We start from the raw sequence: 26,258 nt of genomic DNA, 5'->3' as shown, positions 1-26,258 counted from the left end.
CCCGGCGCGCCTTCCGCGCCGGGGCCCGGGCCGGCCCGCGCTCCCCCCGGGACCGGGCGTCGACGCGCCGGGGCGGGCCCGGTCAGACCCGGGCGCGCCCTGGGCCGAACGGCCGCCGCCGGCTCCCCCGGGAGGCCGGGGGCCGGAATCCGCCCGCATATCCCCGGGGCATCGGGGTAGCCGCGCGAGCATGGCTCGACCACGGGAGAGAACAGGACAGACCACCGGACCGGCCCTGCGGCGGCGCTCGCTGCTGTCGGCGGCCGCGGCCCTGGGCGCGATCGGCGCCGTCGGCGCGACCAGCGCTTGCAGCAGGGTGGCGACGGCGGACGCCGGGGACGGCGGCCGGCTGCTGGAGCAGCTGCGGGCCTCGGGGACCGTACGGCTGGGGCTGGCGGGTGAACAGCCCTACAGCTACATCGGCAAGGACGGGAAGATGACCGGCTCCGCACCGGCGATCGCCCGGCGGATCTTCCGGGAGCTGGGCGTGCCGGACGTCCAGCCCTTCCCGACCGAGTTCGGCTCGCTGATCACCGGTCTCAACTCGCTCCAGTTCGATGTGGTGGCGGCCGGGATGTACATCAACCCGGTCCGCTGCGAGCAGGTGATATTCGCCGACCCCGAATATCAGATGCTCAGCGCCTTCATCGTGCCGAAGGGAAATCCCAAGGGGCTGCGCAGCTACCGGGACGTCGCGAAGTCGGGCGCGAGAATGGCGACCGGCGTCGGCTATGCCGAGATCGACTACGCGAAGGAGGCCGGGGTCGGGAAGATCACGACCCTGCCCGATCAGCTGGCGGGTCTGCTCGCGGTGGAACAGGGCCGGATCGATGTGTTCGTCGGCACCGCCGTGACCGCGCGCAATGTGGTGCGGGAGACCGACAGCACCCGGGCGGAGGTGACCGACGAGGTCACCCCGTATCTCGACGGAAAGCCGGTCGTCGACGTCGGCGGCTTCGCGTTCCGCAGCCCGGAGACCACGCTGCGCGACGCCTTCAATCGTGAGCTGCACAAGCTGAAGAAGAGCGGTGAACTGCTGGACATCATGCGGCCCTTCGGCTTCACGGAGGACCAGATGACCACCATCACCGCCGAGGAGAAGTGCCGCGCATGAGCGAAATCAGTCCGGGTCTGTGGGAACTCCTCCTGAAGGGCGTCTGGACGACCGTCCAGCTGACCGTCTACAGCGCGGCCCTCGGTGTGGTCGTCGCCTTCGTCACCGGTCTCGCCCGCGACCACCGGCTCTGGATCGTGCGCTTCGCCGCCGGGGCCTACTTCGAGATCTTCCGGGGCACCTCGGCGCTGATCCTGATGTTCTGGATCTTCTTCGTGCTGCCGCTGGGCTTCGGCTGGCAGCTGGTGCCGATGTGGGCCGCCGTGCTGTCGCTGGGCCTGACCTACGGGGCGTACGGCTCCGAGGTGGTGCGGGGCGCGGTCGCCGCGGTGGCGGCCGGGCAGCGCGAGGCGGGCATCGCCCTGAGCTTCACCCCCGCCCAGCAGCTGCGGAAGGTCATCCTCCCGCAGGCCTGGCCGGAGATGATCCCGCCCTTCAACAATCTGCTGGTCGAGCTGTTGAAGGGCACGGCGCTGGTCTCCGTGATGGGCGTCTCCGACATAGCCTTCGGCGCCTCGCTGGTGCGCAACGCCACCGGCCAGAGCGCCCCCGTGTACACGGTGATCCTGGTGATGTACTTCGTGCTCGCCTTCGTGCTGACGCGCGGGATGCGGGCGCTGGAGCGGCAGGCGAAGGCCGGGGTGGGGAAACAGCCGCCGCCCGGTCCCTCGTTCTCCCTGCGCCGCAAGCCGGCCGGGGCCGGCGGGGCTTCCGGAGCCGGCACGGCCTCCGGGGCCTCCGGGGCCAGGACGCCGGCTCCCGCGGGCGGTGAGCGCTGATGGCCTGGGACTGGTCCGCGGTGGACGCGTTCATGCCGCGCTTCTGGGACGGCCTGCTGGTCACGGCGCAGGCCCTGGTGCTGGGCGCGCTGCTGGCGTTCGCCCTCGGTCTGGTGTGGGCGATCGCGCAGCGGTCGGGCCCCGCCGTGGTGCGCTGGCCGGTGGCGGTGATCACCGAGTTCGTCCGCAACACCCCGCTGCTGGTGCAGCTCTTCTTCCTCTACTACGTGCTGCCCGAGTGGGGCGTCACCCTCTCGGCGATGGTGACCGGTGTGCTGGGGCTCGGTCTGCACTACTCGACGTACACCGCCGAGGTGTATCGCGCGGGGATCGACGGCGTTCCGCAGGGCCAGTGGGAGGCGGCGACCGCGCTGAGCCTGCCGCGCGCCCGGACCTGGGGCGCGGTGATCCTGCCCCAGGCGATCCGCCGGGTGACCCCGGCGCTCGGGAACTACGTCATCGCGATGCTGAAGGACACTCCGATGCTCTTCGTCATCGGGGTGATGGAAATGCTCGGTGAGGCACGGCAGTTCTCGTCCGAGACCTTCCTGACGGTCGAGGCGTTCACTGTCGTCGGCATCGCCTTCATTCTCATCTCCTATCCGGCATCCCTTCTCATGCGAGCACTGGAGCGTCGCCTTGTCCGCTGACATCGAAACCGTCCCCGCCACCCCCGACGAGCTGATCCGTTTCGACGGAGTGACCAAGCGATTCGGCGAGAACACCGTGCTGGACTCCCTCGACTTCACGGTCTATCCCCGGAAGCATGTGACGCTGATCGGGCCCTCGGGATCGGGAAAGACCACGATTCTGCGGCTGTTGATGACCCTGCTGAAACCGGACGAGGGCACCATCACCGTCGACGGCCGCCTGCTGTGCCACGAGGAGAGAAACGGAAAGCTCGTGCCGGCCGGCGAGAAACACGTCCGGGAGGTGCGCAAGAACATCGGGATGGTCTTCCAGCAGTTCAATCTCTTCCCGAACATGAGCGTGCTGCGGAACATCACCGAGGCCCCGGTCCATGTGCTGGGGATGTCCCGGGACGAGGCGGACGAACGGGCCCTGGAGCTGCTGGACATGGTGGGGCTCAAGGACCGCCGCGACTCGTATCCGAGCAAGCTCTCCGGCGGGCAGCAGCAGCGGGTGGCGATCGCCCGGGCGCTGGCGATGCGCCCCAAGGTGCTGCTGCTGGACGAGGTCACCTCGGCGCTCGACCCGGAGCTGGTGGTGGGCGTTCTCGATCTGCTGCGGGACATCGCGCACACCACCGACATCACCATGCTCTGTGTGACGCACGAGATGAACTTCGCCCGGGACGTCTCCGACTGCGTGATGATGTTCGACCAGGGGAAGGTCATCGAATTCGGCCACCCGGAGAAGATGTTCAGCGATCCGGAGCAGGACCGGACCCGGGAGTTCCTGAGCGCGGTGCTCTGAGCCCGCCGGGCGATGTCCCGGGCATATGCCCGGCGGGCGGGCCGCCGGATCGAGCGCGGACCAGCCCGTATTCTCGCCAACAGCTCCCCCTTCGAAGGCTTCCGGCCGCTATCGTGGTACGGATGCCGTCGGCGACGACCTGCTAGGGGGAGACCGTGGCGCTGAAGCCGGAGCCGACCGCGCCGTTCCACTCGGTGCGGTACGTCCTGCGCGTTCTGGAGACGGTCTCCCGGCACTCCGGCGGCGTTCCCGACACGCAGATCGGCCGCGAGTGCGGGCTGCCCGCCGCGCATCTGGCGCCGCTGCTGGAGATGCTGCTCCGCGAGGGCTATGTGGAGCGGGTGGCCGGCGGCGCGTATGTGATCGGCGACTCGCTGGTGCTGCTGGGCTCCGGCGCGAGCCGGGAGCAGGCGCTGGAGACCAAGCTCCAGGACACCCTGGCCGAGATCCGCGATTCGGTGGGCGCGGCGGTCTACCTCAGCCGGTATGTCGACGGCGAGGTCCGGATCACGCAGTACGCGGACGGCCCGCGCACGCCCAAGGTCTACGAGTACGTGGACTTCCGTTACGCGGCGCACGCCAGCGCGCTCGGGAAGTGTCTGCTGACCCAGCTCGACCGGAACGGCCGCCGCGATCATCTGGCCCGGCACAAGATCACCCGGTTCACCTCGCGGACGATCACCAGCGAGAAGCTGCTCTTCTCCAAGCTGGACAGCCAGCCGCCCACCGTTCCCATGCTCGATCTTCAGGAGTACGCGGTGGGCACGGTCTGCGCGGCGGTCCCGCTGACGGCCGGGGCGGCGGTGGGGTGCCTGGCGCTCTCGCTGCCGATCGAGCACGCCCACCGGCTCCGGGCCGCGGCGGAGAAGCTGAACCGGAAGGCCGCTCCGGTGGTGCTGTCGCTGGTGCTCTGAAGCCGCTCGCCCCGGGCCCGGCGGCCCGCGAAGGCCCTGGTGGGGCGGGTGTGACGGCTGTGGTCACCAGCATCCCCGGAGACCGGGTACTATTTATGTCGTCAAGCGCCGCTAGCTCAGTTGGTTAGAGCAGCTGACTCTTAATCAGCGGGTCCGGGGTTCGAGTCCCTGGCGGCGCACATTGATCACTTCGGGCGTTCCGGTTCCACCGGGACGCCCGAGGTGTTTTCCGGGGCTTCCGGGGCTCCTGGGCATCCCGGACCTTCGGGCCGGGGCGTCTCCGGGCCTCGCGGGGCTTCCCGGCCGACCGGCGTCCTGGCGCGTCCGGCCTTCCATGCCTGGGGCCGGACATGCGGAAACGCCCGCAGGGACCGAACCGCCGCCGCGCGCCGGCCCTGCGAGCGGATCACCGCTCCGATCCGAGCGGATCACCGCTCCGACCGTCCGGTCCGCCCCGGGAGAAGGATCCCGCGGGAAGAACCGCCGTCCGGCGGTGCGGCCCCGGTGGAGGCCGCCCCGCCGAACGGAAGAACGCCGTGGAGCACCGGTGACCGGCGCTCCGGTGTGCTGCCGTGCCCCCGTGGCACCAGGTCCACGGGGCGCACAGGCCCGTACGGCCGCCCATCGGGCCGCCCGAGTGGGGCTGAGGACCCGGCTCCGGTCCCTCAGCCCCATCCGGCGATCACCCCATGGGCCGTCGTCAGCGGATCCGCGGTGGGTGTGTCCGCGGCTCCGTGACGCCGTGTGTCAGCCGTCCGCTCGTCAGAACTTCACGTCGGAGCACGCGTAGAACGCGTTGGGCGTGTCAGCGACGGTCCACACCGCCAGGATGACGTGCTTGCCCGAGCGCGACGGCAGGTTGCCGGCGTGCGAGAGCGTCTGCGGAGGCTGCTTGCCGCCGTAGGGCACCGTCAGGAAGGGCTGCGACTCGAGAGCCGCACGGGTCAGCGGCTCGCTGGGGTTCCAGCCGGCCTTGGTGATGTAGTACTTGAAGTCCGAGGTGGCGTGCCGGGCCGTGAAGCGCCAGCTGAACGTGTGGCTCGAACCCGAGCTGACCTGGGTGGCCGGCCAGTTGCCGCCGCGCGGGTTGTCGAGCGGCGCGAAGCCTCCATTGCCACCCGCGCAGATCTGCCCGTCGGCGGGGCCGGCGGCCGGGAAGCCCTTCAGGCCCTCGACGCTCTGCGGCTCCCACTGGATACTGCCGCAGTTGGACACCGTGCCATTGGCACAGAGCTTCTGACGGCTGATCGGGGACTCGGTGTAGCCATGGCTGTTGGCACTGCCGGTGGCGAGCACAGTCGCGCCCGTCACGAGAAGGCCGACAGCGGCGGCGGTTGTCTTCTTGCGCATGCTTCGCTCCAGGGAACGTGGGGGAGTTCAGTGAGCCGTGCTTGCACGCGTGCGTGGGGGTGATGCGGTACGGATGTGGGAGCGCTCCTTCTCGCGCCCCTTCAGGTCTAGACCAAGGAACAATGTATTGACGGAAGTTCACCATGTCCAGACCAATAGCCAACCTTCCCTTGACCCGGCCTTCGCTTCCCCTTAACCACGCGGCCAATCCTGCATACCGGCGCACCCTTTGCCCCAGCCCGCTCCGACCGCCCTCCGCAGGGCCCCGGCGCTCCCTCCACTTACCCGGAAGGCAAGCTTCCGTACGCCGGGAACCAGCCGAAGTCCGCCCTGGCCGTAACGCCCCTCCGAGGGCGCGGACTTGACCTTCACGCCGGTGTCAGGCCCCTACCGTCCCGGCATGCTCTCCACAACGCTCTCGTCGTCGTCCCGTCCACAGGGCCGGGCATGGCTGGTCTGTCTGATGCTGGCCACCTTCGTGATCGGCACCGACGACTTCGTCGTCGCCGGGGTGCTGCCCGCCGTCTCCGCCGATCTGGGGGTGAGCGAGGCCGCCGCCGGCCAGCTGGTGACCGTCTTCTCGCTCACCTACGCGCTGGCCGCCCCGCCGCTCGCGGTGGCCACCGCCCGGCTGCCCCGCAAGACCCTGATCGTGGGCGGGCTCTCGGTGTTCGCCCTGGCCAACCTGGCCACGGCGCTCGCTCCCGGCTACCCGTCGCTGACCGCGCTGCGGGTGGTGACCGCGCTGGTGGCGGCGGCGATCACCCCGGCGGTGTTCGCGATGGCGGGCCGGGTCGCCGCGCCCGAGCGGGTCGGATGCGCGATGGGCGCGGTGGCCGCCGGACTGACCGTGTCGCTCTTCGCCGGCGTCCCCGCCGGCACCCTGCTGGGCGCGGCCTTCGGCTGGCGCTCCGCCTTCACGGCCGTGGCCCTGCTCGCCCTGGCGGTGGCCGCCGCCTGCGCCCGGGCGCTGCCCCCGCTGCCGGGCGCGCCGGAACTCGGGGTCCGCGCCCAGCTGCGGGCGCTCGGCCGCCCGGCGGTCCTGGTCTGTGTGGCGGGCACCGTGATCGGCGCGGCGAGCGGGCTCATGACGTACACCTACATCGCCCCCGTCACCGAGGAGCTGACCGGCCGGGGCGGGGCGGTGCTGGCGCTGTTCATCGCGGTGGTGGGGGTGTCCGGGGCGGCGGGCGCAGTCGCGGGCGGCCGGCTCACCGACCGCTGGGGCGCGGACCGGACCCTGATCGCCGCCTTCGCGGGCCTGTTCGCGGCCACCGGCGCGCTGGCCCTGATCGCCCTCACCGGCCGGGGCGGCGCGCCCGTGTGGCTGGTGGCCCTGGTCCTGGCCGGATGGGGCTTCGCCGCCTGGGGCTTCAATCCGCCCATGAACGCCCGCGCCCTGCGGCTGGCCGGCGACGCGGGCGCCGAGGCCGTCGCCCTCAACACCAGCGGGCTGTACGCGGGGATCGCCCTGGCCGGCTCCCTGGGCGGGGCCGCGACGGCCCGGTACGGAGGGACCGGGGTCACGGTCGCGGCGACCGCGGTCGGTCTGGCGGCGCTCATCGTGATGATCGCCTCGGTACGGCGCTTCCCCTCGGGCGGCTGACCCGCGGAGGCGGGACGGCCGGGCCCGGAGGCCGGGCGGCCTCGGTGCCGGGCCCCGCACGGGGGCTACTCGGCCGCCGGGGCCGGGCCCGGGGCCCGGTACAGGTCCCGGTCACGGGCCAGGTCCGGGTCCGGGTCCGGGTCGGGATCCCGGTACAGGTTCGGATCCCGGTGGTCCCGGTGGTCCTGGTGGTCCCGGTGGTCCCGGTGGTCCTGGTGGTCCTGGTGGTCCCGGTGGTCCCGATGGTCCCGGTCCGAAGCCGGGGGCAGGGACGCCGTCAGGTGCTCGCCGTGCCGGGCCACCCGCTCGCGCAGCGCGCGGAGCCGTTCGATCCGCTCGTCCAGCGACTCCAGCCGCCGCCGGGCCGTGTCGAGTTCGCCGGCACAGCGCGCGCCGGCGTCCAGCGGCCGGTCCAGACAGCCGGCCGCGCCGTACTGGAGCACATCCTCCACGGTCAGCCCGGCGTCGAGGAGTTGCCGTACATTGCGCGCGCGGACCAGCGCGGCCTCGTCGTACTCCCGGTATCCCCGGGCGTCGCGGGCGGGCGACAGCAGCCCCCGCTCCTCGTAGTGGCGCAGTGAGCGCGGGCTCGTGCCGACCCGTGCGGCGAACTCTCCGATGCGCATTCCCGTCTCCGATGTCCGAGGGCTCCCCAGCGGGCCGACACCCTCTTCAAGGCCCGGACGCCCCGGCGGATTCCGCGCACGGACGCCGTTCCCCCGGTTCCCGGCCGCCGCCGGTCTATTGGTGTAGACCTCTTGTGCCCGCCTCGAAGCCGCCGTTACCTTTCTCCTCGCCCCGTCGGACCATGTGTCCGGACAGGCCCGTACAACTCCCGATGTTTCATCATGCGGCGTGCGGAAGGACGGCGTCACGGTCCCGAGCGTCGGCGCCCCCGGACCGCCGCCGACGACCGGCTCCCCCACGGGAAGACCGCCCTCCGCGTCCGTCGCGGAGGGCGGCCCGTACCGCCGCTCACTCCTCCCGGCCGCCCGAACGGCTCGCGTAGAACGCCACCGTCAGATCCTTGACCAGGGCCTTGCGCTCGTAGTCGTCCAGCTCGACCAGCCCCCGCTCGGTCAGCCGGGTCACCGTGTCGTCCACCGCGTCCACCACCGACGTCAGCACGCTGTCCCGGTGCCGCGCGTCGATCGCCGCGATCCGGCGGCGCTGCATCGCCGCCGCCACCTCCGGCGCGTACTCGATCCCCACCGGCTGCGCCGAGAAGATCTCCACGCCCACCGGCGCGCACTCGGCGGAGAGCATCCGGGTCAGCGCGTCCCCCACCGCCTCCGCGTCGCGCAGCGTCGGCGCGTCCTCGTGGAAGGCGTCCGCCGGGAGCTGTGAGAGCACCCGCGCCATCGCCGACTCCACCTGCTCGCTCAAGTACTCCTCGTGATCCTCCACGCCGAGCACCGCCCGGGCCGTGTCCCGCACCCGCCACACCACCAGGACCACCACCCGCAGCGCGGTGCCGTCCGCGTCCACCGCGGGCATCGGATCGCTGCGCCAGTGCCGCAGCCGCACATCGACCCGGCGGCGCAGCAGCAGCGGGCTCATCCACAGCATTCCGGTGCGCCGCACGCTGCCCCGGTACTCGCCGAACTGGGTGAGCACCCAGACATGGCCGGCCTGACCCCGCCCGATGCCGCCGAGCGCGAAGAGCGCCAGCAGCACCCCCAGGGCGAGCAGGCCCCCCAGGGCAGGACCGATGCCGTGGAAGGGGTGGGCGGTCAGCCCGAGCAGCCGGGCCGCCGTCGCCGGGAGGGCTCCCGCGCCCCAGAGCACCGTGGCCGTCCCGGCGAGCGCGCACGCCCCGGCGGCCAGCCCCGTCCAGCCGGGCAGCACCGCGCCGGGCCGCTCCGCCAGCCCCGGATCGAGCGGCGGGGAGGGCCGCCGGGGGGCGGCGGGGGCCGGGGCGCGCACGGGCCGCCGGCCGACCCTCGGCTGCTCCCCGGTGCCCTGGCGGCGGCCGACCACGGCGGGCCGGAGCGCCACCGGCGGGGCGTCGGTGTCGCGGAAGAGGAGGTGTACGGGGATCTCGGTGGTCGCCTCCTGGGCGATGACCGGGGTGCGCCTCGGCGCCTCGGCCGGAGCGTCACCGCCCTCCGGGCCCGACGTCGTGGTGTTCATGGCTGCTCTCGCCTCCGCTGGGGGATCTCGGTGCCGGGCCGCGCCGTCACGGCGTCCGGGGGCGGTGGAAGGGTTCGTCCGGCGGGGCCGCCGGAGGCTCCGGCGGCCGTCGGGGCGGCCGGGGCCGCCGCGCGGGCGGGGCCGGCGGGGCCGTCGGCGAAGAGCCGCCGCCAGGTCTCGGGGCCCGGATAGCCGTCGGCCTCGGCCCCGCGCCAGCCCTGGGCGCGCTGGAACTCCGCCACGTTCCGCCGGTCCGCCTCGCCCCAGACGGGCCCCGGGCCCGCGGTGTAGTGCCGTCCGAATCCGCGCTCCACCAGCCGGCGGCCGAGCTGGGCGACCGGCTCGCCGGACCCGCCGGGGCGGAAGTGCCCGCGCCCCGGGTACGGCGGAGCCGCCGCGTCCGCCACGGGGGAGCCCGGCCCTCCGGCGGTGGCGGAGGCGCTGCCCGCCGCGGGCCGCCCCGCGCCCGCCGGACCGGCGGGTACGGATGTACTCGCCGCGCCCTCGGGGGAGTCCGTCCCCGCCGGTACGGCCGTCCCGGCGGACCCGGCCGGATCCGCCGCACCCGCCGGGACGAGGGGGACGGCCGGAGATCCCGTACCCGCCGTTCCCGCGGGTACGGCCGTACCGGCGGAAGCGGGAGCGCTCGCCCCGCCCGCCGGGACGGCCGTACCCGCCGGTTCCGGGAGGCTCGCCCCCTCCGGGGGAATGTCCCGCCCCTGCCCCGTCACCAGCAGTCGCCAGGTCTCGGGGCCGGGCTCGCCGTCGGCGTCGGACCCGCTCCAGCCCTGGGCCAGCTGGAACGCCTCGGTCGCCCGGCGGTCGGCCTCGCCCCAGACCGGGCCCGGGCCGTCCTCGTAGAACCGCTGTCCACCGCGTGCGACGAGCAGCTCGCCGAGCCGGGTGACATGCGCGTTGTTCGCGCCGGGGCCGAAGGCGGACTCGCCCGGATAGGCGTCGGCGGCCTCCGACCCGGAGGCGACGGTCACGGGGTCGGTCAGCCCGGCGTACCGGTAGGCGACATAGCGGTCGGAGTTGTTCCAGTACGCCATGGGCGTGGACTGTCTGCGGGTGTGCGGCTTGGCCTGCTCATAGGCGAGATAGGTGGTGCGCGCGTCGTCGTTCCAGCCGCCGAAGATCGTGACGTGCGAGTCGTACGTCGGGTCGGCCGGATTGTGGAAGAGCAGGATGTCGCCGGGGCGCAGCTCCGAGCGCTCGACGCGGACGCCGTACTGGGCGAGGCTCCCCGTCCACTCGTTGCGGGCGAGGTCCCACGCCATGGAGACGAATCCCGAGCAGTCCTGGCGGTATCCGTCGGTCCAGTACGCCTGCATGCTGTACGGCACCTTGGCGGCGAGCCAGCCCCTGGCGCGGGCGATGATCTCGGCCCGGGTGGTCTGGCGCGCGGGGGCGGGGGCCGGTTCGGCGGACGGGCCGGGGAGCGGGCGGCCGTGCAGGGGGCCGCTGGCGCCCTGTTCGTGCTCGGGTCCGGCGTCGGCGACGGTCCGGGCGGGCGGTCCGGGCCGCTCCAGCGCGCGGGCGGGTCCCGCGCCCGCGCCGAGCACCACCCCCGCGGCGGTGAAGAGCACCAGCGCCCGGCGGCAGGCGTGGGCCGCCGGGCGGCCCCCGGCGGCCGTCTCCCGCCGCCATCGGGCGCACCCCGGGCAGCCGCAGTCGGCGGCCGGCTCGTACTCCTCGAACACCGGCACGGTCATCGTCGTCCCTCCGCACTCCTGAGGTCATCGGCGCACTGCTCTCGGAGCCCTCACCATGCACCCCGATTGTCCAGATTCACCCTATTGTGCGGGACTCCAGGGAAAAACCGACCATCCGACAGGCCGGAACGGCGGGGCAATGGTCCGGAGCACCTCCCGAGGTCCGGTAGAGTTCTCCAGGTCAGCAGGCGCCGCTAGCTCAGTTGGTTAGAGCAGCTGACTCTTAATCAGCGGGTCCGGGGTTCGAGTCCCTGGCGGCGCACGCGCAACGGAAGCCCTCTCGCCATCGGCGAGGGGGCTTCTGTCGTGCGCCCGGCGCGCCGCGACCTCCCCTGCGGGCGATTTCCAGCCACCCACACCTGCCTGCGGCAATTTCACAAGGCTCTTGTGAATCGTACAAATGACCGTTTCCAGGCTCTTTGACCCTTGCGCTCATCCGGCGGGTCGGAGACTCTATCCTGGATCGGTCGCCCCGACCGAGCAGGTGTTCCAGCGCAGTTGAGGGCGCATGGAGCGCATGATTCCGTCGCGCGCGAGGGGTGGGGGTCCCCTGCGCGGCTCCCTGGGACACCAGGCATCATGCAACCGGCGAGTGACTGTTCGCCGTCTGTGCCGACAGTCGCTCGCTACCTACATGTTCAGGCCAAGAGGTCGAGGGGGCCCACGGTCTGACGCGCCAACCACCACATCACACGCGGCCCGGCCGCGTGCGGGGGGATGACCAATGACGTCGACGCCGAACGGCGCCGGGGGGTCCACCGACCCTTCCCCGACGACTCAGCTCAGAGTGCCCGCGGAGCTGCGCTCCGGAGCGCGGCAGCCGCGCCCCCGCAAGGCGCAGCCCAGGTACGACTACGAGCACTACAGCCGACTGGCCGGCCCCCTCACGCAGCCCGACCCGGCGAAGCCGTACACCGTCCAGTACCGCTCCCTGCTCTCCCAGGAGCCGCACCGGATACGCGCGGCCCTGCTGCTCGGAGCCGCGCCCCTGGTCTCCCTCGGACTCTTCGTCTGGCTGATGCAGCCCTCGCACTGGACCGAGCGCGACCCCAACCTCAAGAACGACACCCTGCTCGTCCTCGACATCGTCATGCTGGTCTCGATCGGTCTGATCGAGCTGTTCCGCACGATGAACGTGCTCTCCAACGCGCACGCCACGCTGGTGGCCCGCGACCCGGTCCCCGTGGTCCCCGAGGGCGGCACCAGGGTCGCCTTCCTCACCTCCTTCGTCCCGGGCAAGGAGCCCCTGGAGATGGTGACGAAGACCCTGGAGGCGGCCGTACGGATCCGCCACCGGGGCCCGATGCACGTCTGGCTGCTCGACGAGGGCGACGACCCCGAGGTCAAGGAGGTCTGCGCCCGGCTCGGCGTCCACCACTTCTCCCGCAAGGGCGTCGCGAAGTGGAACCAGCCCAAGGGCCCGCACCGCGCCAAGACCAAGCACGGCAACTACAACGCCTGGCTCCAGGCGCACGGCGACGACTACGACTACTTCGCCTCCGTCGACACCGACCACATCCCGCTGCCCAACTATCTGGAGCGGATGCTCGGCTACTTCCGCGACCCGGACGTCGGCTTCGTCATCGGCCCCCAGGTCTACGGCAACTACGACTCCTTCGTCACCAAGGCCGCCGAGTCCCAGCAGTTCCTCTTCCACGCCCTGATCCAGCGCGCGGGCAACCGCTACGGCGCGCCCATGTTCGTCGGCACCTCCAACGCGGTGCGCATCACGGCGCTCAAGCAGATCGGCGGTCTGTACGACTCGATCACCGAGGACATGGCCACCGGCTTCGAGATGCACCGGGCCGAGAACCCCGCCTCCGGCAACCGCTGGCGCTCGGTCTACACCCCGGACGTCCTGGCCGTCGGCGAGGGCCCGACCGCCTGGACCGACTTCTTCACCCAGCAGCTGCGCTGGTCCCGGGGCACCTACGAGACGATCCTCAAGCAGTACTGGAGGGGCTACGGCTCCCTCCCGCCCGGCAAGCTCTTCAACTACAGCATGATGATCATCTTCTACCCGATGTCCGCCCTCAACTGGATCCTCGCCGCGCTCAGCTGCGCGCTGTTCCTGGGCATGGGCGCGTCCGGTGTGCAGATCGACCCGCTGATCTGGATGATGCTGTACGGCAACGCCTCGGCGCTCCAGATCGGCCTCTACATCTGGAACCGCCGCCACAACGTCTCCCCGCACGAGCCCGAGGGCTCCGGCGGCCTCGCGGGCATGATGATGTCGGCGCTCTCCGCCCCGATCTACGCCCGCTCGCTGATGGACGCCGTACTGCGCCGCAAAAGCTCCTTCGTGGTGACCCCGAAGGGCGACTCGTCCAGCCCGGACACGCTGTTCGGCACCTTCCGCATCCACCTCTTCTTCATCCTCGTCTTCGGCGGCTCCCTCGGATCGTCCTTCGTGTTCGGTCACGACCATCCGGCGATGATCACCTGGGCCTGTCTGGCCATGCTGATCACCGCCGCGCCGATCCTCGTCTGGCGGCACTCCCTCCACGAGGAGAAGAAGAAGCGCAGGCGCCGCAGAAGGCGCGGGAGCGGCACGCCCCGGAAGACCGCCGCCCGGTCCGTGCCGCGGCAGCGGCCCGGCGCGTCCGGCGAATCCGAACAGACCATGCAGATCGCCCTTGGGGGACGTAAGAAATGAGCAGGAAGCCCGTCCGGACCAACCACCGCAAGAGGCGCGCCCGCCGGATGGCGATAGGCACGGCGGTGGTCGTCGCGGTGGCCGGGATGAACGGGCCGGCGCTCTGGCGCTTCGGCACGGCGAAGTACCACGACTACAAGATCAACCAGCCGGAGTACAAGGCCGCCAACGGCAAGTGGGACTTCCTCGACGTCCCCGCCGAGTTCCGCGTCAACGCCATTCACGCGGCGCTGCTGCACACCGGCAAGGTGCTGCTGATCGCCGGCTCCGGCAACAACCAGAAGAACTTCGACGCGAAGAAGTTCGAGTCGGTGCTGTGGGACCCGAAGACGGACGAGTTCAAGCACATCCCCACGCCCGCCGACATGTTCTGCGCCGGACACACCCAGCTGCCCGACGGAAAGCTGCTGGTCGCGGGCGGCACCAAGCGGTACGAGAAGCTCCAGGGCGATGTCACCAAGGCCGGCGGTCTGATGATCGTCCACAACGAGGACCCCGACGCGCCCAAGACCCTCCCGGCCGGCACCAAGTTCACCGGCAAGAAGAACGGCAAGACCTTCGTCTCCCAGGACCCCGTCCTGGTGGAGAAGGCGAAGAAGATCTTCGACAAGAAGACCGGGCGGTTCCTGCGGACCGAGGCCGGACTCGGCCGGATCTACGTCGAGGCGGAGAAGACCGGCACGAAGTACGAGACCGGCACCGAGGACAACTACCGGGTGCACGGCCTCCAGGGCGGCGACACCCGCAACGTGTACGCGATCGCCCAGAAGCTCGCCCTGGACAAGAAGGACTTCCAGGGCATCAAGGACTCCTACGAGTTCGACCCGGTCGCCGAGAAGTACATACCCGTCGACCCGATGAACGAGGCCCGCTGGTACCCCACGCTGACCACGCTGGAGGACGGGAAGGTGCTCTCGCTCTCCGGTCTGGACGAGATCGGCGCGATCGTGCCCGGCAAGGACGAGATCTACGACCCGAAGACCAAGAAGTGGGAGTACACCGGCAAGATCCGGAAGTTCCCCACCTATCCGGCGATCTTCCTGATGGACAACGGCAAGCTCTTCTACTCCGGCTCCAACGCCGGATACGGGCCCGCCGACGTCGGCCGTGACCCGGGCGTCTGGGATCTGGACACCAATCGCTTCGACAAGATCCCCGGGCTGAGCGACGCCGACCAGATGGAGACCTCCGCGACGGTGATGCTGCCGCCCGCCCAGGACCAGCGGTTCATGGTGATCGGCGGCGGCGGGGTCGGCGAGTCCGAGAACTCCAGCGAGAAGTCACGGCTGGTGGACCTCAAGGAGGACAGCCCCCGCTTCGAGGACGGCGCGAGCCTGGAGAAGGGCACCCGCTATCCGAGCGCCTCGCTGCTGCCCGACGACTCCGTCCTGGTCACCGGCGGCTCCGAGGACTACCGGGGCCGCAGCGGCTCCAATGTGCTCCAGGCCAGGACGTACGACCCGAAGTCGGGCGAGTACACCCGGGTCGCCGACCCCAGAGTCGGCCGCAACTACCACTCGGGCTCGCTGCTGCTGCCGGACGGCCGGGTGATGATCTTCGGCTCGGACTCGCTCTACGCGGACAAGGCCAACACCAAGCCGGGCGTCTTCGAGCAGCGGATCGAGATCTACACACCGCCCTACCTCTACCGGGACACCCGGCCCGAGGTCGGCGACGGCCCGCGGACCATCGAGCGGGGCGGGTCGGGGAGCTTCAAGGTCGCGAGCGAGAAGCCGCTGGCGTCCGCGAAGCTGATGAAGCCCAGCGCCGTCACCCATGTCACCGACGTCGACCAGCGCACCATCGCGCTGGAGATGACGAAGACGGCGGACGGCGTCGAGATCACCGTGCCCGAGAACCGCGCGCTGGTGCCGTCCGGGCGGTACATGTTCTTTGTGACGGACGACCGGGGTACGCCGTCCGAGGCGGTGTGGATCGAGGTCCCGTAACCGGGGAACTCGCAGCCGCCGGGGCCGGTCCGGGGCGTTCCCGGGCCGGCCTTCACGGACCTACTCGGTGCCGCGGGCCAGCCCGAGGGCGTACTCGGGCCACCAGTCGCCCGCCTTGGGCCCGCCCTTGCACTCCCCGTCCGACTCGCCCGGCCGCTTGATCCACAGATAGGCGTCCACCAGCGGATCCCCGGTCTCGACGGTCGGCGTCTCGCCGAGCGCCCGCCCGGGCGGATTGCACCAGTTCTCCTTGGGGTCGCCGCCGGTGTACGAACCGTTGCCGTTACGGCTGGTGTCGATGACGAACGGCTTGCCGCCGACCTTCTCGGAGAGCTTCCGGCCGAACTCCGCGCTCTCGGCGGTCGGATAGAAGTTGGACACATTCACCGAGAAGCCGTCCGCCTTGTCGATCCCGGCCCGGCGCAGCGGCTCCTGGAGCACGTCCGGGTTCGACCAGCCGGCGTTCCCCGCGTCCAGGTAGACCTTGGCGTTCGGCTGCTTCTTCAACCGGTCGACCGCGCCCCGCAGCAGCTGATAGCGCTCCTCGTGGAACTCCCGCGGGGTGCAGCTGTCCACCAGGTGCAGCACCGCGTCCGGCTCCAGGATCACGGTGGCCCGCCGGTCGCCGATGCCCTCGGCCGCCCGGTCGACGAAGTCGCGGTACGCGGCGGCGTCGGCGGCCCCGCCCCTGGAGAACTGGCCGCAGTCGCGGTGCGGAATGTTGTAGAGGACAAGCAGCGCGTCCCGGTCGGCCTTCGCGGCCGACTCGGTGATCCGCCGGGTCTCGGCCTCGACGTTCTCCGTGCCGATCCACTCGGCGACCGGCTGGGCGGCTATCTCCTCGATCAGCGCGGCCTTCTCGTCGTCGCCGTCCTCCCGGTAGGAGGCCGCCTGCCGGGCCGCGTTGCCCTCCGGATTGACCCAGTACGGATCGGTCTCCCGGGGCTGCTGACTCGCCTTCGATGGCTGGTTCCCGTCGTCGCCCGACGAACAGCCGGTGAGCAGCAGCGCCGCCGCCCCCACGACTCCCGCCATGGCGCGCCCGGTGCGACTTCGGTACATCCACTCCCCCTCGGCCGTGCTGGTCCACGGCCCCCTCGGAGCCCTGAGCCCCCGCCAAGACCGGTTGATCCATCCTGGCATACCAGGTCAGCGGGGTACGAGGCCCATCCCTCCCCGATCCCGGCCGGATCCGCCGACCGGCCCCGACCCGGCTGGCCAGACGCCGTCACGGATCGCGGGACCGGGCCGCACGGCCGTCTCATCTCACGACACGGCCTCGGAACGCGGTGCGCCGCCGCGCTCGCGGACACGGATACGCCAGAGAAATCCGGCCACCGTCAGACAGATCAGACCGGAGCCGACGCTCAACAGGGCCTGGACCGAGCCGTCCCAGAGGAGTCCGGAGACGAGGTTGAAGAGGAGGGCCGCCAGGAGCAGCAGCCAGAGCAGGACCTTCACAGTGCGGGGGCTCCCTGGGGGTGGAGTCGTGAGTGATCGTCACCGCCACCGTACGGGGAGCCGCTCGCCGCGCCGGGGGCGGGGCGAGAGCGCTTGAAACCAGCGGGAACCGGCCCGAACCGGGCGGGAGGGGGGCGGGGCAGGAGCCGGCGAACCCGGCGGGAACCGGGCGACAGGCGTCAGCGGCGGACCCCGGTGAGATAGGCGGAGACGACGACATTGGCCGTGTAACCGCCCGTCGCCCGGTCGAATCGGCCGCCGCAGGTGATCAGCCGCAGCTCGGCCCGGCCGTCCCGGCGCGGGCCGTACGCCTTCCGCGCGTCGAAGCGCTCCCGGCCGAAGACCTGGACGTCGTCGATGGTGAACTCGGCCACCGAACCGTCCGCCCTGGTCACCCTGACCTTCTCGCCGGGGCGCGCGGCGCTCAGCCCGTAGAAGACGGCGGGCTTGGTCTCGGTGTCCACATGGCCGACCAGCAGGGAGGCCCCGGGCGCGCCCGGCTGCGTACCGCCTCCGTACCAGCCGACCGTGCGGGGCTCCGCGTACGGCGGCGGGTCGATCGCGCCGGCGGCGTCGAGTCCGCGCGGTACGACGGAGGCGGCGACGCCTATGGACGGGATCTCCACCCGGTGCGGCCTGGCCGGTTTCAGCGGGCGGTGCGCGGGCGGCAGCGGCACCCCGAGGGGGCGGCCGACGGCGGCGACGTCGCCGGTGGTGGGGGCCGAGCTGGTGCCGGGGCCGCCGGTGATGTCCCGGCCCCAGAGCCAGAGTCCGAGCAGCAGCACCGCCCAGGCGACTCCGGTGAAGAGCCGGCCGGAGCCCGGCGGGCGTTCGTCGGCGGACATCTCAGCGGGGGCCCGTACGGCGGCGGCGCGAGGAGCGGAAGGCGACGGCGAGGGCCGCGACCCCGGCGAGGATCAGCCCGACGACGGTGTGCGGGGTGCCGGGTCCCGCTCCCTCGGCCTCCTCCTCGGCGGGCTGCTGTCCGGCGGCGAGGGCGGCCGTACCGCCGCCGCCGGCCCGGACGGGGGCGGTGGGCGAGGGCTCGCCGGGGCCGGGGCGGTGTCCGGTGACGCGCAGGCTCCCGGCGGCGTGGTGGGTGCGTCCGCCGCAGACGACGGTGACGCCGTAGGCGCCGGGGGTCAGCCGGTGCTTGAGGGAGGCGGTGCCGGAGAGGGTGCGGGAGCCGTGACCGGCGCGCCCGGAGTCCCGGTCGCCGCCGTCACGGCTCTCCCGGCTCTCCCGGTCGCCGGAGCCCGAGCCGGAGTCGGAGTCTTGGTGCGAGCCGGAGTCCTGGTGCGAGCCGGAGTCGGAGTCCTGGTCCGAGCCCGCGTGGTCGCCCGGGCCGGAGCCCGTGCCGAGCCGGGCGTCCGAGACGAAGGCCCTGGACTCGGCGGCCCCGGCGGCGCCCTCGCAGCCCTGCACCCGGATCTCGACCTCACCCCCGGCCCGGGCCTCGGCCGGGTACGCGGTGACGGTGACGGAGTCCTGTGCATGGGCCCCGGCGGCCGCGGGGGCCATGACCAGCACCGCGGCCACTCCTGCGGTACGCAGTGCAATCGACCTTGAACGCATCGTGAACCTCCCTGTACGGAAAAGATTCACGCGTGTGGCGCGTTTTCGCATCCGCAGGCTCCGCCGTTCACCTGTCTCCCTCGCCTGACCTGCGCGAACGCCAGGAGGCGAGGGTGAACGGCGGACGGGATCAGAGCCGGGACCGGGGCCGGATCCCGGCTGATCGACCCGGATGCCTCAGATGCGCTCGACCAGATCGGCGATCGAGTCCACGACGGTGGACGGACGGAACGGATAGCGGTCGATGTCGGGCGGGGTCGTGACCCCGGTCAGCACGAGGAAGGTCTCCATCCCCGCCTCCAGACCGGCCAGGACGTCGGTGTCCATCCGGTCGCCGATCATCGCGCTGGTCTCGGAGTGCGCGCCGATCGCGTTGAGCCCGGTGCGCATCATCAGCGGGTTCGGCTTGCCCGCGAAGTACGGGTCCTTGCCGGTGGCCTTGGTGATCAGCGCGGCGACCGACCCGGTGGCGGGCAGCGGCCCCTCGGTGGAAGGCCCGGTCTCGTCGGGATTGGTGCAGATGAACCGGGCTCCGCCGTTGATCAGCCGGATCGCCTTGGTGAGGGCCTCGAAGCTGTACGTCCGGGTCTCGCCGAGCACCACGTAGTCCGGGTCGTGGTCGGTGAGGACGTAACCGATGTCGTGCAGCGCGGTGGTCAGACCGGCCTCGCCGATGACATAGGCCGTACCGCCCGGCCGCTGGTCGTCCAGGAACTGGGCGGTGGCGAGGGCCGAGGTCCAGATGTTCTCGACGGGGACGTCGAGCCCCATCCGGGCCAGCCGGGCGTGCAGGTCCCGGGCGGTGTAGATGGAGTTGTTGGTCAGCACCAGGAACGGCTTGCCGGTGTCCCGGAGCTTCCTGATGAAGGCGTCGGCGCCCGGGATCGGCACGCCTTCGTGGATCAGGACACCGTCCATGTCGGTGAGCCAGGATTCGATCGGCTTGCGCTCTGCCATCAACGGGACTCCTGCCGTGCGCGGCGTACAAAATGCGAAGAATGCGAACGCCGGAGGCACGGCCCTGTGTCACCCCGACACCGACAGCCTAATGGGGTCGCGCGATCAGCGTCCGGGCGCGCGCAACCGCCGGGCCACCAGCGCGAACGCGCCGCCGCCGAGCAGGACCGTACCGAGGGCCGCGCCGAGCCGGATGAGGGAGCCGGAGCCGGTGGTGGCGAGTTCGTCGCGGGTGACGCTCGCGCCGTAGCCGTTGTCGTCCAGCACGGCGAACCGGTAGTCGCCGGACTGGCCGAGCCAGTCGCCGTCGTCGCCCCGCCGCTGCACGATCGCGGCGTTGACCGTGACCTGGTTGGGCGGGGTGTCGGCGGTGAGCGCGAGCCGGACCCGCACGGTGACGGAGGCCTTCCCCGGCACGGTGAATCCGCCGTGCCCGTCCTCGTCCAGGACCGCGACCACCTCCTCCCCGCTGGTCCGCTCCAGATCGGCGGGGAGCCAGCGGCCGGCGGCGGGGTCGTGGAACTCCAGCATCAGCCGGTCCGGGGTCAGCCCTCGGTCGCGGGCGGTGAAGACGATCACCGGATGGATGTTGCGGCAGGGCTTGCCGGTGGTGTTGGAGATCTCGACGGACCAGTGCTCGAAGCCGCCGCCGGGGTGATGGACGGAGGGGCCGCCGAGGACCCGGGTGTCGACGGGGAAGTCCTTGTCCGCGGGGGTGCCGCAACGCGGTTGCCGGGTGTCGGCGGCGACGGCGGCGTCCGGAGGGCGGTCAACGGCGGCGACGCCCGGGGGACGGTCGACGGCGGCGGCGCCCGGGGGACGGTCGACGGCGATGGCGTCCGGGGGACGGTCGACGGCGGCGGCGTCCGGGGGACGGTCGACGGCGATGGCGTCCGGGGGACGGTCGACGGCGGCGGCGCCCGGGGGACGGTCGACGGCGATGGCGTCCGGGGGACGGTCGACGGCGGCGGCGTCCGGCGCGGGTAGGGCGACGGCGGCTGCGAGGGCGCCGACGGCGAGGGCAGTGCGCAGTCGCATGGGAGTGGGGTGCCTTTGCTCGTCGTGCTGGCGGGGCCGGGTGAGAGCCCTTCCGGAGGCCCCTTCCCCGCCCGCCGCCGCCGACCGCGCGCGACGGCCCGTACAGCCCCGAACAGCCGTGCAACTCCGCCCCATCAGCGTATTTCCGGCCGTCGCCCGTCGGGCTCCGCGGACGGTCCCCGGTTCGCCGTCGCCGCCTATCCTTATTGCGAGTCATTGGCAATAACCAATCATGAGCAAGAGGAGTGATGCGCGGTGGGCGCTGCGGTGGTGCTGGGCATCGAGTCGTCGTGCGACGAGACCGGGGCCGGACTGGTGCGGGAGGGCCGGCTGCTGGGCCACGCGGTGGCGTCGAGCATGGACGAGCACGCGCGCTTCGGCGGGGTGGTCCCCGAGATCGCCGCCCGGGCGCACCTCCACTCCTTCACCCCGGTGGTGCGGCGGGCCCTGGACGAGGCCGGGCTCGGCTGGAAGGACATCGGGGCGGTCGCGGTGACCACCGGGCCGGGGCTCTCGGGGGCTCTCCAGGTGGGCCTGGCGGGGGCGAAGACCCTGGCGTACGCCCTGGGCGTACCGCTCCACGGGGTGCACCACCTCGCCGGTCATGTGGCCGCGGACACCCTGGAGCACGGGCCGCTGCCCGATCCGTGCGTCGTGCTGATCGTCTCCGGCGGACACACCTCGCTGCTGCTGGTACGCGATCTCGCGCGCGACCCGATCACCCATCTGGGCGACACGCTGGACGACGCCGCCGGCGAGTGCTTCGACAAGGTCGCCCGTGTCTTCGGGCTGCCGTATCCGGGCGGTCCCGCCGTCGACCGGGCCGCCCGGGACGGCGATCCGCGCGCTGTGCGCTTCCCCCGGGCGCTGACCGGGCCCGGGGACGACCCGTACGCCTTCTCGTTCTCCGGGGTGAAGACGGCCGCCGCCCGCTGGGCTGAGGGGCACCGGCTCCGGGGCGAGGAGCTGCCGGTCGCCGACGGAGCGGCCTCGCTGCAGGAGGCCGTGGCCGACGTCCTCACCCGCAAGGCGGTCGCGGCCTGCGCGGAGTTCGGGGTGGGCACGCTGGTCGTGGTCGGCGGCGTGGCCGCGAACTCCCGGGTCCGGTCGCTGGCCGAACGGCGCTGCGCGGCGGCCGGGATCACCCTGCGGGTCCCCCGGCCGGGGCTGTGCACGGACAACGGCGCGATGATCGCCGCCGTCGGCGATCTGCTGGTGCGGGCGGGCGCCGAGCCCGCCCCGCCGGAGGTGTCGATCGACCCGTCGGCGCCGCTGGAGTACGCCGCCCTGCATCCCCTCGCCCGCACCGCCGCCCGGGCCGCCTGATGGGGACGGAGGTCCGGCGGGTGCCGGACGGGGGCGTTCTCGCGCACCGCGAGGGGATACGGCGGGTCTACGCGCGGACGTTCACGGCCCCGCCCTGGGCCGAGGACGAACAGGCCGCCGACCGGTTCCTGGAGCGGCTGGCCCAGGACGCCGAACGGCCCGGTTTCACGGCCGCGCTCGCGCTGGACGCGGGGGAGCCCGTCGGCTTCGCCACCGCGTGGCGCACCCCGGAGACCTTCCCCGGCGGGCGCTGCTATCCGCAGGTCGGCGCGGCCCTCGGGCCCCGGCGCACGGCCCAGTGGCTGTGCGGCGCGCTGGAGGTCGACGAGCTGGCGCTCGAACCGGCCGCGCGCGGCGGCGGGCTGGGCGCGGCGCTCCTGGCGGCGGTCACCGAACCGGCCGCGGACGGCCGCTGCTGGCTGCTCACCTCGGCGCGCGCCGGGAGCGCCCTGGCGTTCTACCGCCGACTGGGCTGGGTCCAGGTGACCCATCCGGCGCCCGAGGGGGGCGGGGCGGCGGTGTTCCTCGGGCCGCGTCATCCGGGGCGGGACGGTGGGGTGGTGGGGGAGGTCTGAGGGGGTGGGGGGCTCGCGGGGCTCGCGGGGGCTTCGGGTGCGGGGCGGGACTTCGGATCGGGGGCGGGACTTCGGGTGCGGGGCTCGGCGCAGGGGCTCGGGGCGGGGGCTTCGGGTGAGGGCGCGGCGCATCGGACGGGGGCGGGGGGCTCTCCGGCTCCACCGGCCGAGGCAGCGGGCTCCACCGGCCGAAGGCAAAAAGCTCCACCGGCCGGGGTAGCGGGCCTCGCCGGCCGAAGGCAACCGGCTCCACCGGCCGAGGCAGCGGGCTCCACCGGCCGAAGGCAGCCGGCTCCACCGGCCGAGGTAGCGGGCCTCGCCGGCCGAAGGCAGACAGCTCCACCGGCCGAGGCAGCGGGCCTCGCCGGCCGTGCGCGGGTCAGTCGCCGAAGACGGGGGCCAGGATCAGATGCGCGGCGCCGTGCGCGATCAGGTGCGGGCCGCCGCCCGCGAGGGCGACCGGGATGCCGCAGGCCGCCCGTACCGCACAGATGTGGACGGCGGGCTCGGCCCGCACGAGCCGGCCGCCGAGCAGCACCCGGTCGATGTCGAACAGGCCCGCCAGATTGGCCGCGCCGACGCCGAGGATGTGCGCGGAGCGCGCGGTGTCGCCCCGGCGCGCGGCGTCCAGACAGAGGGACTCCACACAGCCCCGCCGCCCGCACCGGCACAGCGGCCCGTCGAGCTGGATCACCTGGTGCCCGAACTCCCCGGCCCGGGTCCGCGTCCCCCGGTGGAGCCCGCCCCCGAGCACCAGCGCGGCCCCGAGCCCGGTGCCGAGGTGCAGATAGGCGAAGGAGCCCGGCTGCTCCCGGCGGAGCGCGAGCGCGGCGGCGTTGGTGTCGTTGTCGAGGACGACGGGGAGCCCGCCGAGCCGGGCGGAGAGGGCGGACCGCAGAGGGTGGCCGTCCCCGTCGGCGTCCCCGGCGGCCCGGCCGGGGACGCCCGAGGCGTGATCGAACGGCCCCGGCACGGCCACTCCGACGCCGAGCAGCGCGGGGCGGTCCCCGGGACGGGACGGCCGCCGCCCGCCCTCGGGCCCGGACCCGCCTTCCGGCCCAGTTGCGCCCACCGCCCCGGCCGCACCCACCGCCCCAGACGTACCCTCCGCCCCGGGCCCGCCTCCCCACCCTGGTCCGTCTCCCCGCCCGGTCGCGTTCCCGGTTTCGCGTGCGGCGGCCGTCGGCAGGGACCCGAGCAGCGAGCGCACCTCGTGCGCCACCGCACCCGCCACCCGCTCCGGCTCCGCGCCCGGGTCCAGCGGTGCGACGCGCGCCGCGACCTGGTCGCCCGCGAGATCGAGCAGTACGGCCGTCAGCTCGTCGCGGCCCAGCCGCACCCCCACCGCGTGCGCGGCGGAGGGGACGAGCCGCCAGACGGTACGGGGTTTGCCGCCGGTCGAGGCCCGGCGGCCGGCCTCCGCGGCCAGCCCCTCCGCCCGCAGCCGCGCGGTGATCTTGCTGACGGCCTGCGGAGTGAGCCCGGTCCGCGCGGCCAGCTCCAGCCGGCTGATGCCGCCCTCCCCCGCCGCGCGCAGCAGATCCAGCACCAGCGCCGCGTTGAACCCGCGCAGCGCGGCCAGATTCACTCCCGTACCGCTCCCCGTACGCCCCGCTCTCACCCTCACACCCCCCATTGTCGGTGTCGCTTGCACTATGGCAACAGCGTTGCTTAAGTGGCCTCATGACTGGTACTGGTACCGGCGACGCCCTCCGCGTCGGGCTCGTCGGCTACGGCCTCGCGGGCTCCGTCTTCCACGCGCCGCTGATCGCCGCGGAGCCGGGTCTGGTGCTCGACACGGTCGTCACCGCGAATCCGGACCGCCGTGAGCAGGCCCGTACCGAGCATCCGGGGGTGCGGCTGGCCGCCGCGCCCGAGGAGCTGTGGGCGCGCGCCGGGGAGCTGGATCTCGTGGTGATCGCCTCGCCGAACAAGACCCATGTGCCGCTCGCCACCGCCGCCCTGGAGGCGGGCCTCGCGGTGGTCGTGGACAAACCGCTGGCCGCCGCGGCGGCCGAGGCCCGCGCCCTCGCGGCGCTCGCGGAGCGGCGCGGTCTGCTGCTCTCGGTCTTCCAGAACCGCCGCTGGGACAATGACTTCCTCACCCTCACCCGGGTGATCGAGAGCGGCGAACTCGGCGACGTACAGCGCTTTGAGTCCCGGTTCGAACGGTGGCGGCCCCAGCCCAAGGGGGGCTGGCGGGAGTCGGGGGACCCGGAGGAGATCGGCGGTCTGCTGTACGACCTGGGCAGCCATGTCGTGGACCAGGCGCTGACGCTGTTCGGGCCGGCCGTCCGCGTGTACGCGGAGTCGGACACCCGCCGCCCGGGGGCGGAGGCCGACGACGACACCTTCATCGCGCTCACGCACGCGAACGGCGTCCGCTCCCATCTGTACATGAGCGCGACGGCGGCGCAGCTCGGTCCGAGGTTCCGGGTGCTCGGCAGTTCGGCGGGGTTCGTGACGTACGGGCTCGATCCGCAGGAGGCCGCCCTGCGCGCGGGCGAGCGCCCCTCGCCGGGGGCGTCGGGGTGGGGTGCGGAGGGCGAGTCGTCCTGGGGGCGCGTCGGGGCCGGCGAGTCGCCGCTGACCGGCGGCGGCCGCCCGGTGGAGACGGTGCCGGGCGACTATCCGGCGTACTACGCGGCGATCGCGGCCGCCCTCCGCGAGGGGACGGCCCCACCGGTGACGGCGGCGCAGGCCGCCGCCGCCCTGGACGTTCTGGAGGCGGCCCGCCGCTCGGCCCGGGAGGGGATCGCGGTCACGCTCTGAGGCGGTGGGGGCGGGCGCGGGCCCCGGGCCGGGGGCCGTTCCCGGCCGGGGGCCCGCCGCCGGTCTTACGGCGGCGGCGCCGGGCCGAGGCGCGCGCACGGCCGCTCATGGACGACCCCCAGCGGCCCATGCCATGTCACCCCATGGCGGCTCAGAGGGGGTTCGTCATCGCCCCGGCGAGCGGCATGTCGCGGTAGAGGATGGCGCGTTCGACCGCGGACCAGGTGGTGCTGGTGACGATGTAGAGCGCGGCGGCGAGCGGTACGACGGCGACGGTGATCAGGGTGCCGAAGGAGAGCAGCGGCATCAGCCTGGTCATCGCGCCCATGCCGGGCGGGGCGTCCTCGGGAACGGGGCCGGCGGCCATCTGGAGCTTGGTGCGGCGGTAGTTGAAGACGGCGACTGCGGTGACGACGGCGAAGAGGCAGAGATAGACCGCCCCGGCCCCGCCGAAGACTCCGCCGTCGGCGAGCGCGTCGGTCCAGCGGTCGCCGAGCGGGGCGGCGAAGAGCCGGTGGCCGAGCAGCCCGTTGGGCTCGCCGCCGATGCTGGTGCTGGAGAAGAGGTGGTAGAGGAGGAAGAACGCCGGCACCTGCAGCAGGCTCGGCAGACAGCCGGAGAGCGGCGACGCCTTCTCCTTCGCGTACAGCTCCATGAGCGCCTGCTGCTGCCGCTCGGGGTTCTTGCGGTGCTTCTTGCGCAGGGCCGCCACCTGGGGCGCGAGCCGCGCGTTGGCCTTCTGCCCGCGCGCGGCGGCCCGGGAGAGGGGGTGCACGGCGAGCCGTACGAACGCGGTGAACAGGACGATCGCGGCGGCGGTGGCCGAGCCGAGGAAGAGCGGTTGGAGCAGATCGGCGAGCTGCTCGACCAGACGGGCGAAAACGGACATGGGTGAGCCCTC

At 72.9% G+C, this 26,258-nt stretch carries 23 protein-coding genes and 2 tRNA genes; 13 read left to right on the top strand and 12 right to left on the bottom strand.

Annotated elements, in window-relative coordinates:
• Positions 1-190 precede the first annotated feature (190 nt).
• The 6 genes from ehuB (at position 191) to ACF089_RS08705 (ending at position 4,423) form a co-directional block, all read left to right on the top strand.
• Positions 191-1,114, top strand: a complete 924-nt coding sequence (ehuB, locus tag ACF089_RS08730; RefSeq protein ID WP_392023758.1) for an ectoine/hydroxyectoine ABC transporter substrate-binding protein EhuB — start codon at positions 191-193, stop codon at positions 1,112-1,114.
• The gene (gene ehuC / locus ACF089_RS08725; protein WP_392023756.1) at positions 1,111-1,893 is read left to right on the top strand and encodes an ectoine/hydroxyectoine ABC transporter permease subunit EhuC; all 783 of its coding nucleotides are present in this window, start codon (positions 1,111-1,113) and stop codon (positions 1,891-1,893) included. The genes ehuB and ehuC overlap by 4 nt, the downstream gene beginning before the upstream one ends.
• On the top strand, positions 1,893-2,543 hold the full coding sequence (ehuD, locus tag ACF089_RS08720; RefSeq protein ID WP_392023754.1) for an ectoine/hydroxyectoine ABC transporter permease subunit EhuD: 651 nt from the start codon (positions 1,893-1,895) through the stop codon (positions 2,541-2,543). Before ehuC ends, ehuD begins: the two co-directional genes overlap by 1 nt.
• Complete coding sequence (gene ehuA, locus ACF089_RS08715) at positions 2,533-3,330, top strand: ectoine/hydroxyectoine ABC transporter ATP-binding protein EhuA (RefSeq protein WP_392023752.1); 798 nt, start codon at positions 2,533-2,535, stop codon at positions 3,328-3,330. Before ehuD ends, ehuA begins: the two co-directional genes overlap by 11 nt.
• Positions 3,331-3,485: 155 nt before the next feature.
• Entirely contained in the window at positions 3,486-4,244 is a 759-nt protein-coding gene (locus ACF089_RS08710) for an IclR family transcriptional regulator (protein ID WP_392023750.1), read from the top strand.
• Between the two features lie 105 nt (positions 4,245-4,349).
• A tRNA-Lys gene (locus tag ACF089_RS08705) sits at positions 4,350-4,423 on the top strand.
• A 583-nt stretch (positions 4,424-5,006) separates the two neighbouring features.
• On the opposite strand, the gene ACF089_RS08700 is transcribed toward ACF089_RS08705, so the two are convergent.
• Positions 5,007-5,594: a lytic polysaccharide monooxygenase gene (locus tag ACF089_RS08700; protein ID WP_392023746.1), complete on the bottom strand. Its 588-nt coding sequence runs from the start codon at positions 5,592-5,594 to the stop codon at positions 5,007-5,009.
• Between the two features lie 400 nt (positions 5,595-5,994).
• On the opposite strand from ACF089_RS08700, the gene ACF089_RS08695 reads away from it, so the two are divergent.
• Positions 5,995-7,200 carry an MFS transporter gene (locus ACF089_RS08695; protein WP_392023744.1) on the top strand — a complete coding sequence of 402 codons (1,206 nt, stop codon included), beginning with the start codon at positions 5,995-5,997 and terminating at the stop codon, positions 7,198-7,200.
• A 65-nt stretch (positions 7,201-7,265) separates the two neighbouring features.
• Here the strand turns inward: ACF089_RS08695 and ACF089_RS08690 are convergent, their stop codons facing one another.
• The 3 genes from ACF089_RS08690 to ACF089_RS08680 all read right to left on the bottom strand — a co-directional run bounded on the left by ACF089_RS08690 (position 7,266) and on the right by ACF089_RS08680 (position 11,048).
• Positions 7,266-7,826 (bottom strand): MerR family transcriptional regulator, encoded by a 561-nt coding sequence (locus ACF089_RS08690; protein WP_392023741.1) that lies wholly within the window; start codon positions 7,824-7,826, stop codon positions 7,266-7,268.
• Between the two features lie 349 nt (positions 7,827-8,175).
• The gene (locus ACF089_RS08685) at positions 8,176-9,333 is read right to left on the bottom strand and encodes an SPFH domain-containing protein (RefSeq protein WP_392023738.1); all 1,158 of its coding nucleotides are present in this window, start codon (positions 9,331-9,333) and stop codon (positions 8,176-8,178) included.
• Entirely contained in the window at positions 9,330-11,048 is a 1,719-nt protein-coding gene (locus ACF089_RS08680) for a peptidoglycan-binding protein (RefSeq protein WP_392023735.1), read from the bottom strand. Before ACF089_RS08680 ends, ACF089_RS08685 begins: the two co-directional genes overlap by 4 nt.
• A gap of 188 nt (positions 11,049-11,236) precedes the next feature.
• On the opposite strand from ACF089_RS08680, the gene ACF089_RS08675 reads away from it, so the two are divergent.
• The 3 genes from ACF089_RS08675 (at position 11,237) to ACF089_RS08665 (ending at position 15,653) form a co-directional block, all read left to right on the top strand.
• A tRNA-Lys gene (locus tag ACF089_RS08675) sits at positions 11,237-11,310 on the top strand.
• A 462-nt stretch (positions 11,311-11,772) separates the two neighbouring features.
• A complete protein-coding gene (locus ACF089_RS08670) occupies positions 11,773-13,704 on the top strand; it encodes a glycosyltransferase family 2 protein (protein WP_392023732.1) in 1,932 nt (643 codons plus the stop codon).
• Positions 13,701-15,653, top strand: coding sequence for a galactose oxidase-like domain-containing protein (locus tag ACF089_RS08665; protein WP_392023730.1), 1,953 nt, complete (start codon positions 13,701-13,703; stop codon positions 15,651-15,653). The genes ACF089_RS08670 and ACF089_RS08665 overlap by 4 nt, the downstream gene beginning before the upstream one ends.
• Positions 15,654-15,713: 60 nt before the next feature.
• Here the strand turns inward: ACF089_RS08665 and ACF089_RS08660 are convergent, their stop codons facing one another.
• The 6 genes from ACF089_RS08660 to ACF089_RS08635 form a co-directional block, all read right to left on the bottom strand.
• The gene (locus tag ACF089_RS08660) at positions 15,714-16,715 is read right to left on the bottom strand and encodes a glycoside hydrolase family 6 protein (RefSeq protein ID WP_392023728.1); all 1,002 of its coding nucleotides are present in this window, start codon (positions 16,713-16,715) and stop codon (positions 15,714-15,716) included.
• Positions 16,716-16,919: 204 nt separating this feature from the next.
• Positions 16,920-17,114, bottom strand: a complete 195-nt coding sequence (locus ACF089_RS08655; protein ID WP_392023726.1) for a hypothetical protein — start codon at positions 17,112-17,114, stop codon at positions 16,920-16,922.
• Positions 17,115-17,293: 179 nt separating this feature from the next.
• Entirely contained in the window at positions 17,294-17,959 is a 666-nt protein-coding gene (locus ACF089_RS08650) for a class F sortase (protein WP_392023724.1), read from the bottom strand.
• Position 17,960: 1 nt separating this feature from the next.
• Positions 17,961-18,689 (bottom strand): hypothetical protein, encoded by a 729-nt coding sequence (locus ACF089_RS08645; RefSeq protein WP_392023722.1) that lies wholly within the window; start codon positions 18,687-18,689, stop codon positions 17,961-17,963.
• Positions 18,690-18,866: 177 nt separating this feature from the next.
• Entirely contained in the window at positions 18,867-19,646 is a 780-nt protein-coding gene (locus ACF089_RS08640; RefSeq protein WP_392023720.1) for an HAD-IIA family hydrolase, read from the bottom strand.
• A 105-nt stretch (positions 19,647-19,751) separates the two neighbouring features.
• Positions 19,752-20,684: a hypothetical protein gene (locus ACF089_RS08635; protein WP_392023718.1), complete on the bottom strand. Its 933-nt coding sequence runs from the start codon at positions 20,682-20,684 to the stop codon at positions 19,752-19,754.
• Between the two features lie 255 nt (positions 20,685-20,939).
• On the opposite strand from ACF089_RS08635, the gene tsaD reads away from it, so the two are divergent.
• Positions 20,940-22,010, top strand: coding sequence for a tRNA (adenosine(37)-N6)-threonylcarbamoyltransferase complex transferase subunit TsaD (tsaD, locus tag ACF089_RS08630; protein WP_392023715.1), 1,071 nt, complete (start codon positions 20,940-20,942; stop codon positions 22,008-22,010).
• Positions 22,010-22,585, top strand: a complete 576-nt coding sequence (locus ACF089_RS08625) for a GNAT family N-acetyltransferase (RefSeq protein WP_392023713.1) — start codon at positions 22,010-22,012, stop codon at positions 22,583-22,585. The genes tsaD and ACF089_RS08625 overlap by 1 nt, the downstream gene beginning before the upstream one ends.
• Positions 22,586-22,964: 379 nt before the next feature.
• On the opposite strand, the gene ACF089_RS08620 is transcribed toward ACF089_RS08625, so the two are convergent.
• Entirely contained in the window at positions 22,965-24,221 is a 1,257-nt protein-coding gene (locus tag ACF089_RS08620) for an ROK family protein (RefSeq protein ID WP_392023711.1), read from the bottom strand.
• 47 nt (positions 24,222-24,268) lie between these two features.
• Here ACF089_RS08620 and ACF089_RS08615 point away from each other — a divergent pair, with 47 nt between their 5' ends.
• Complete coding sequence (locus tag ACF089_RS08615; protein WP_392023708.1) at positions 24,269-25,357, top strand: Gfo/Idh/MocA family oxidoreductase; 1,089 nt, start codon at positions 24,269-24,271, stop codon at positions 25,355-25,357.
• Positions 25,358-25,508: 151 nt separating this feature from the next.
• Here ACF089_RS08615 and ACF089_RS08610 read toward each other — a convergent pair whose 3' ends face one another.
• A complete protein-coding gene (locus ACF089_RS08610) occupies positions 25,509-26,246 on the bottom strand; it encodes a YidC/Oxa1 family membrane protein insertase (RefSeq protein WP_392023705.1) in 738 nt (245 codons plus the stop codon).
• Positions 26,247-26,258 lie beyond the last annotated feature (12 nt).

This window comes from Streptomyces sp. NPDC014894 (genome assembly GCF_043080985.1).
GTDB lineage: Bacteria > Actinomycetota > Actinomycetes > Streptomycetales > Streptomycetaceae > Streptomyces.
The sequence above is the reverse complement of the archived record's forward strand: the minus strand, read 5'-3'. Positions and strand labels throughout refer to the sequence as shown.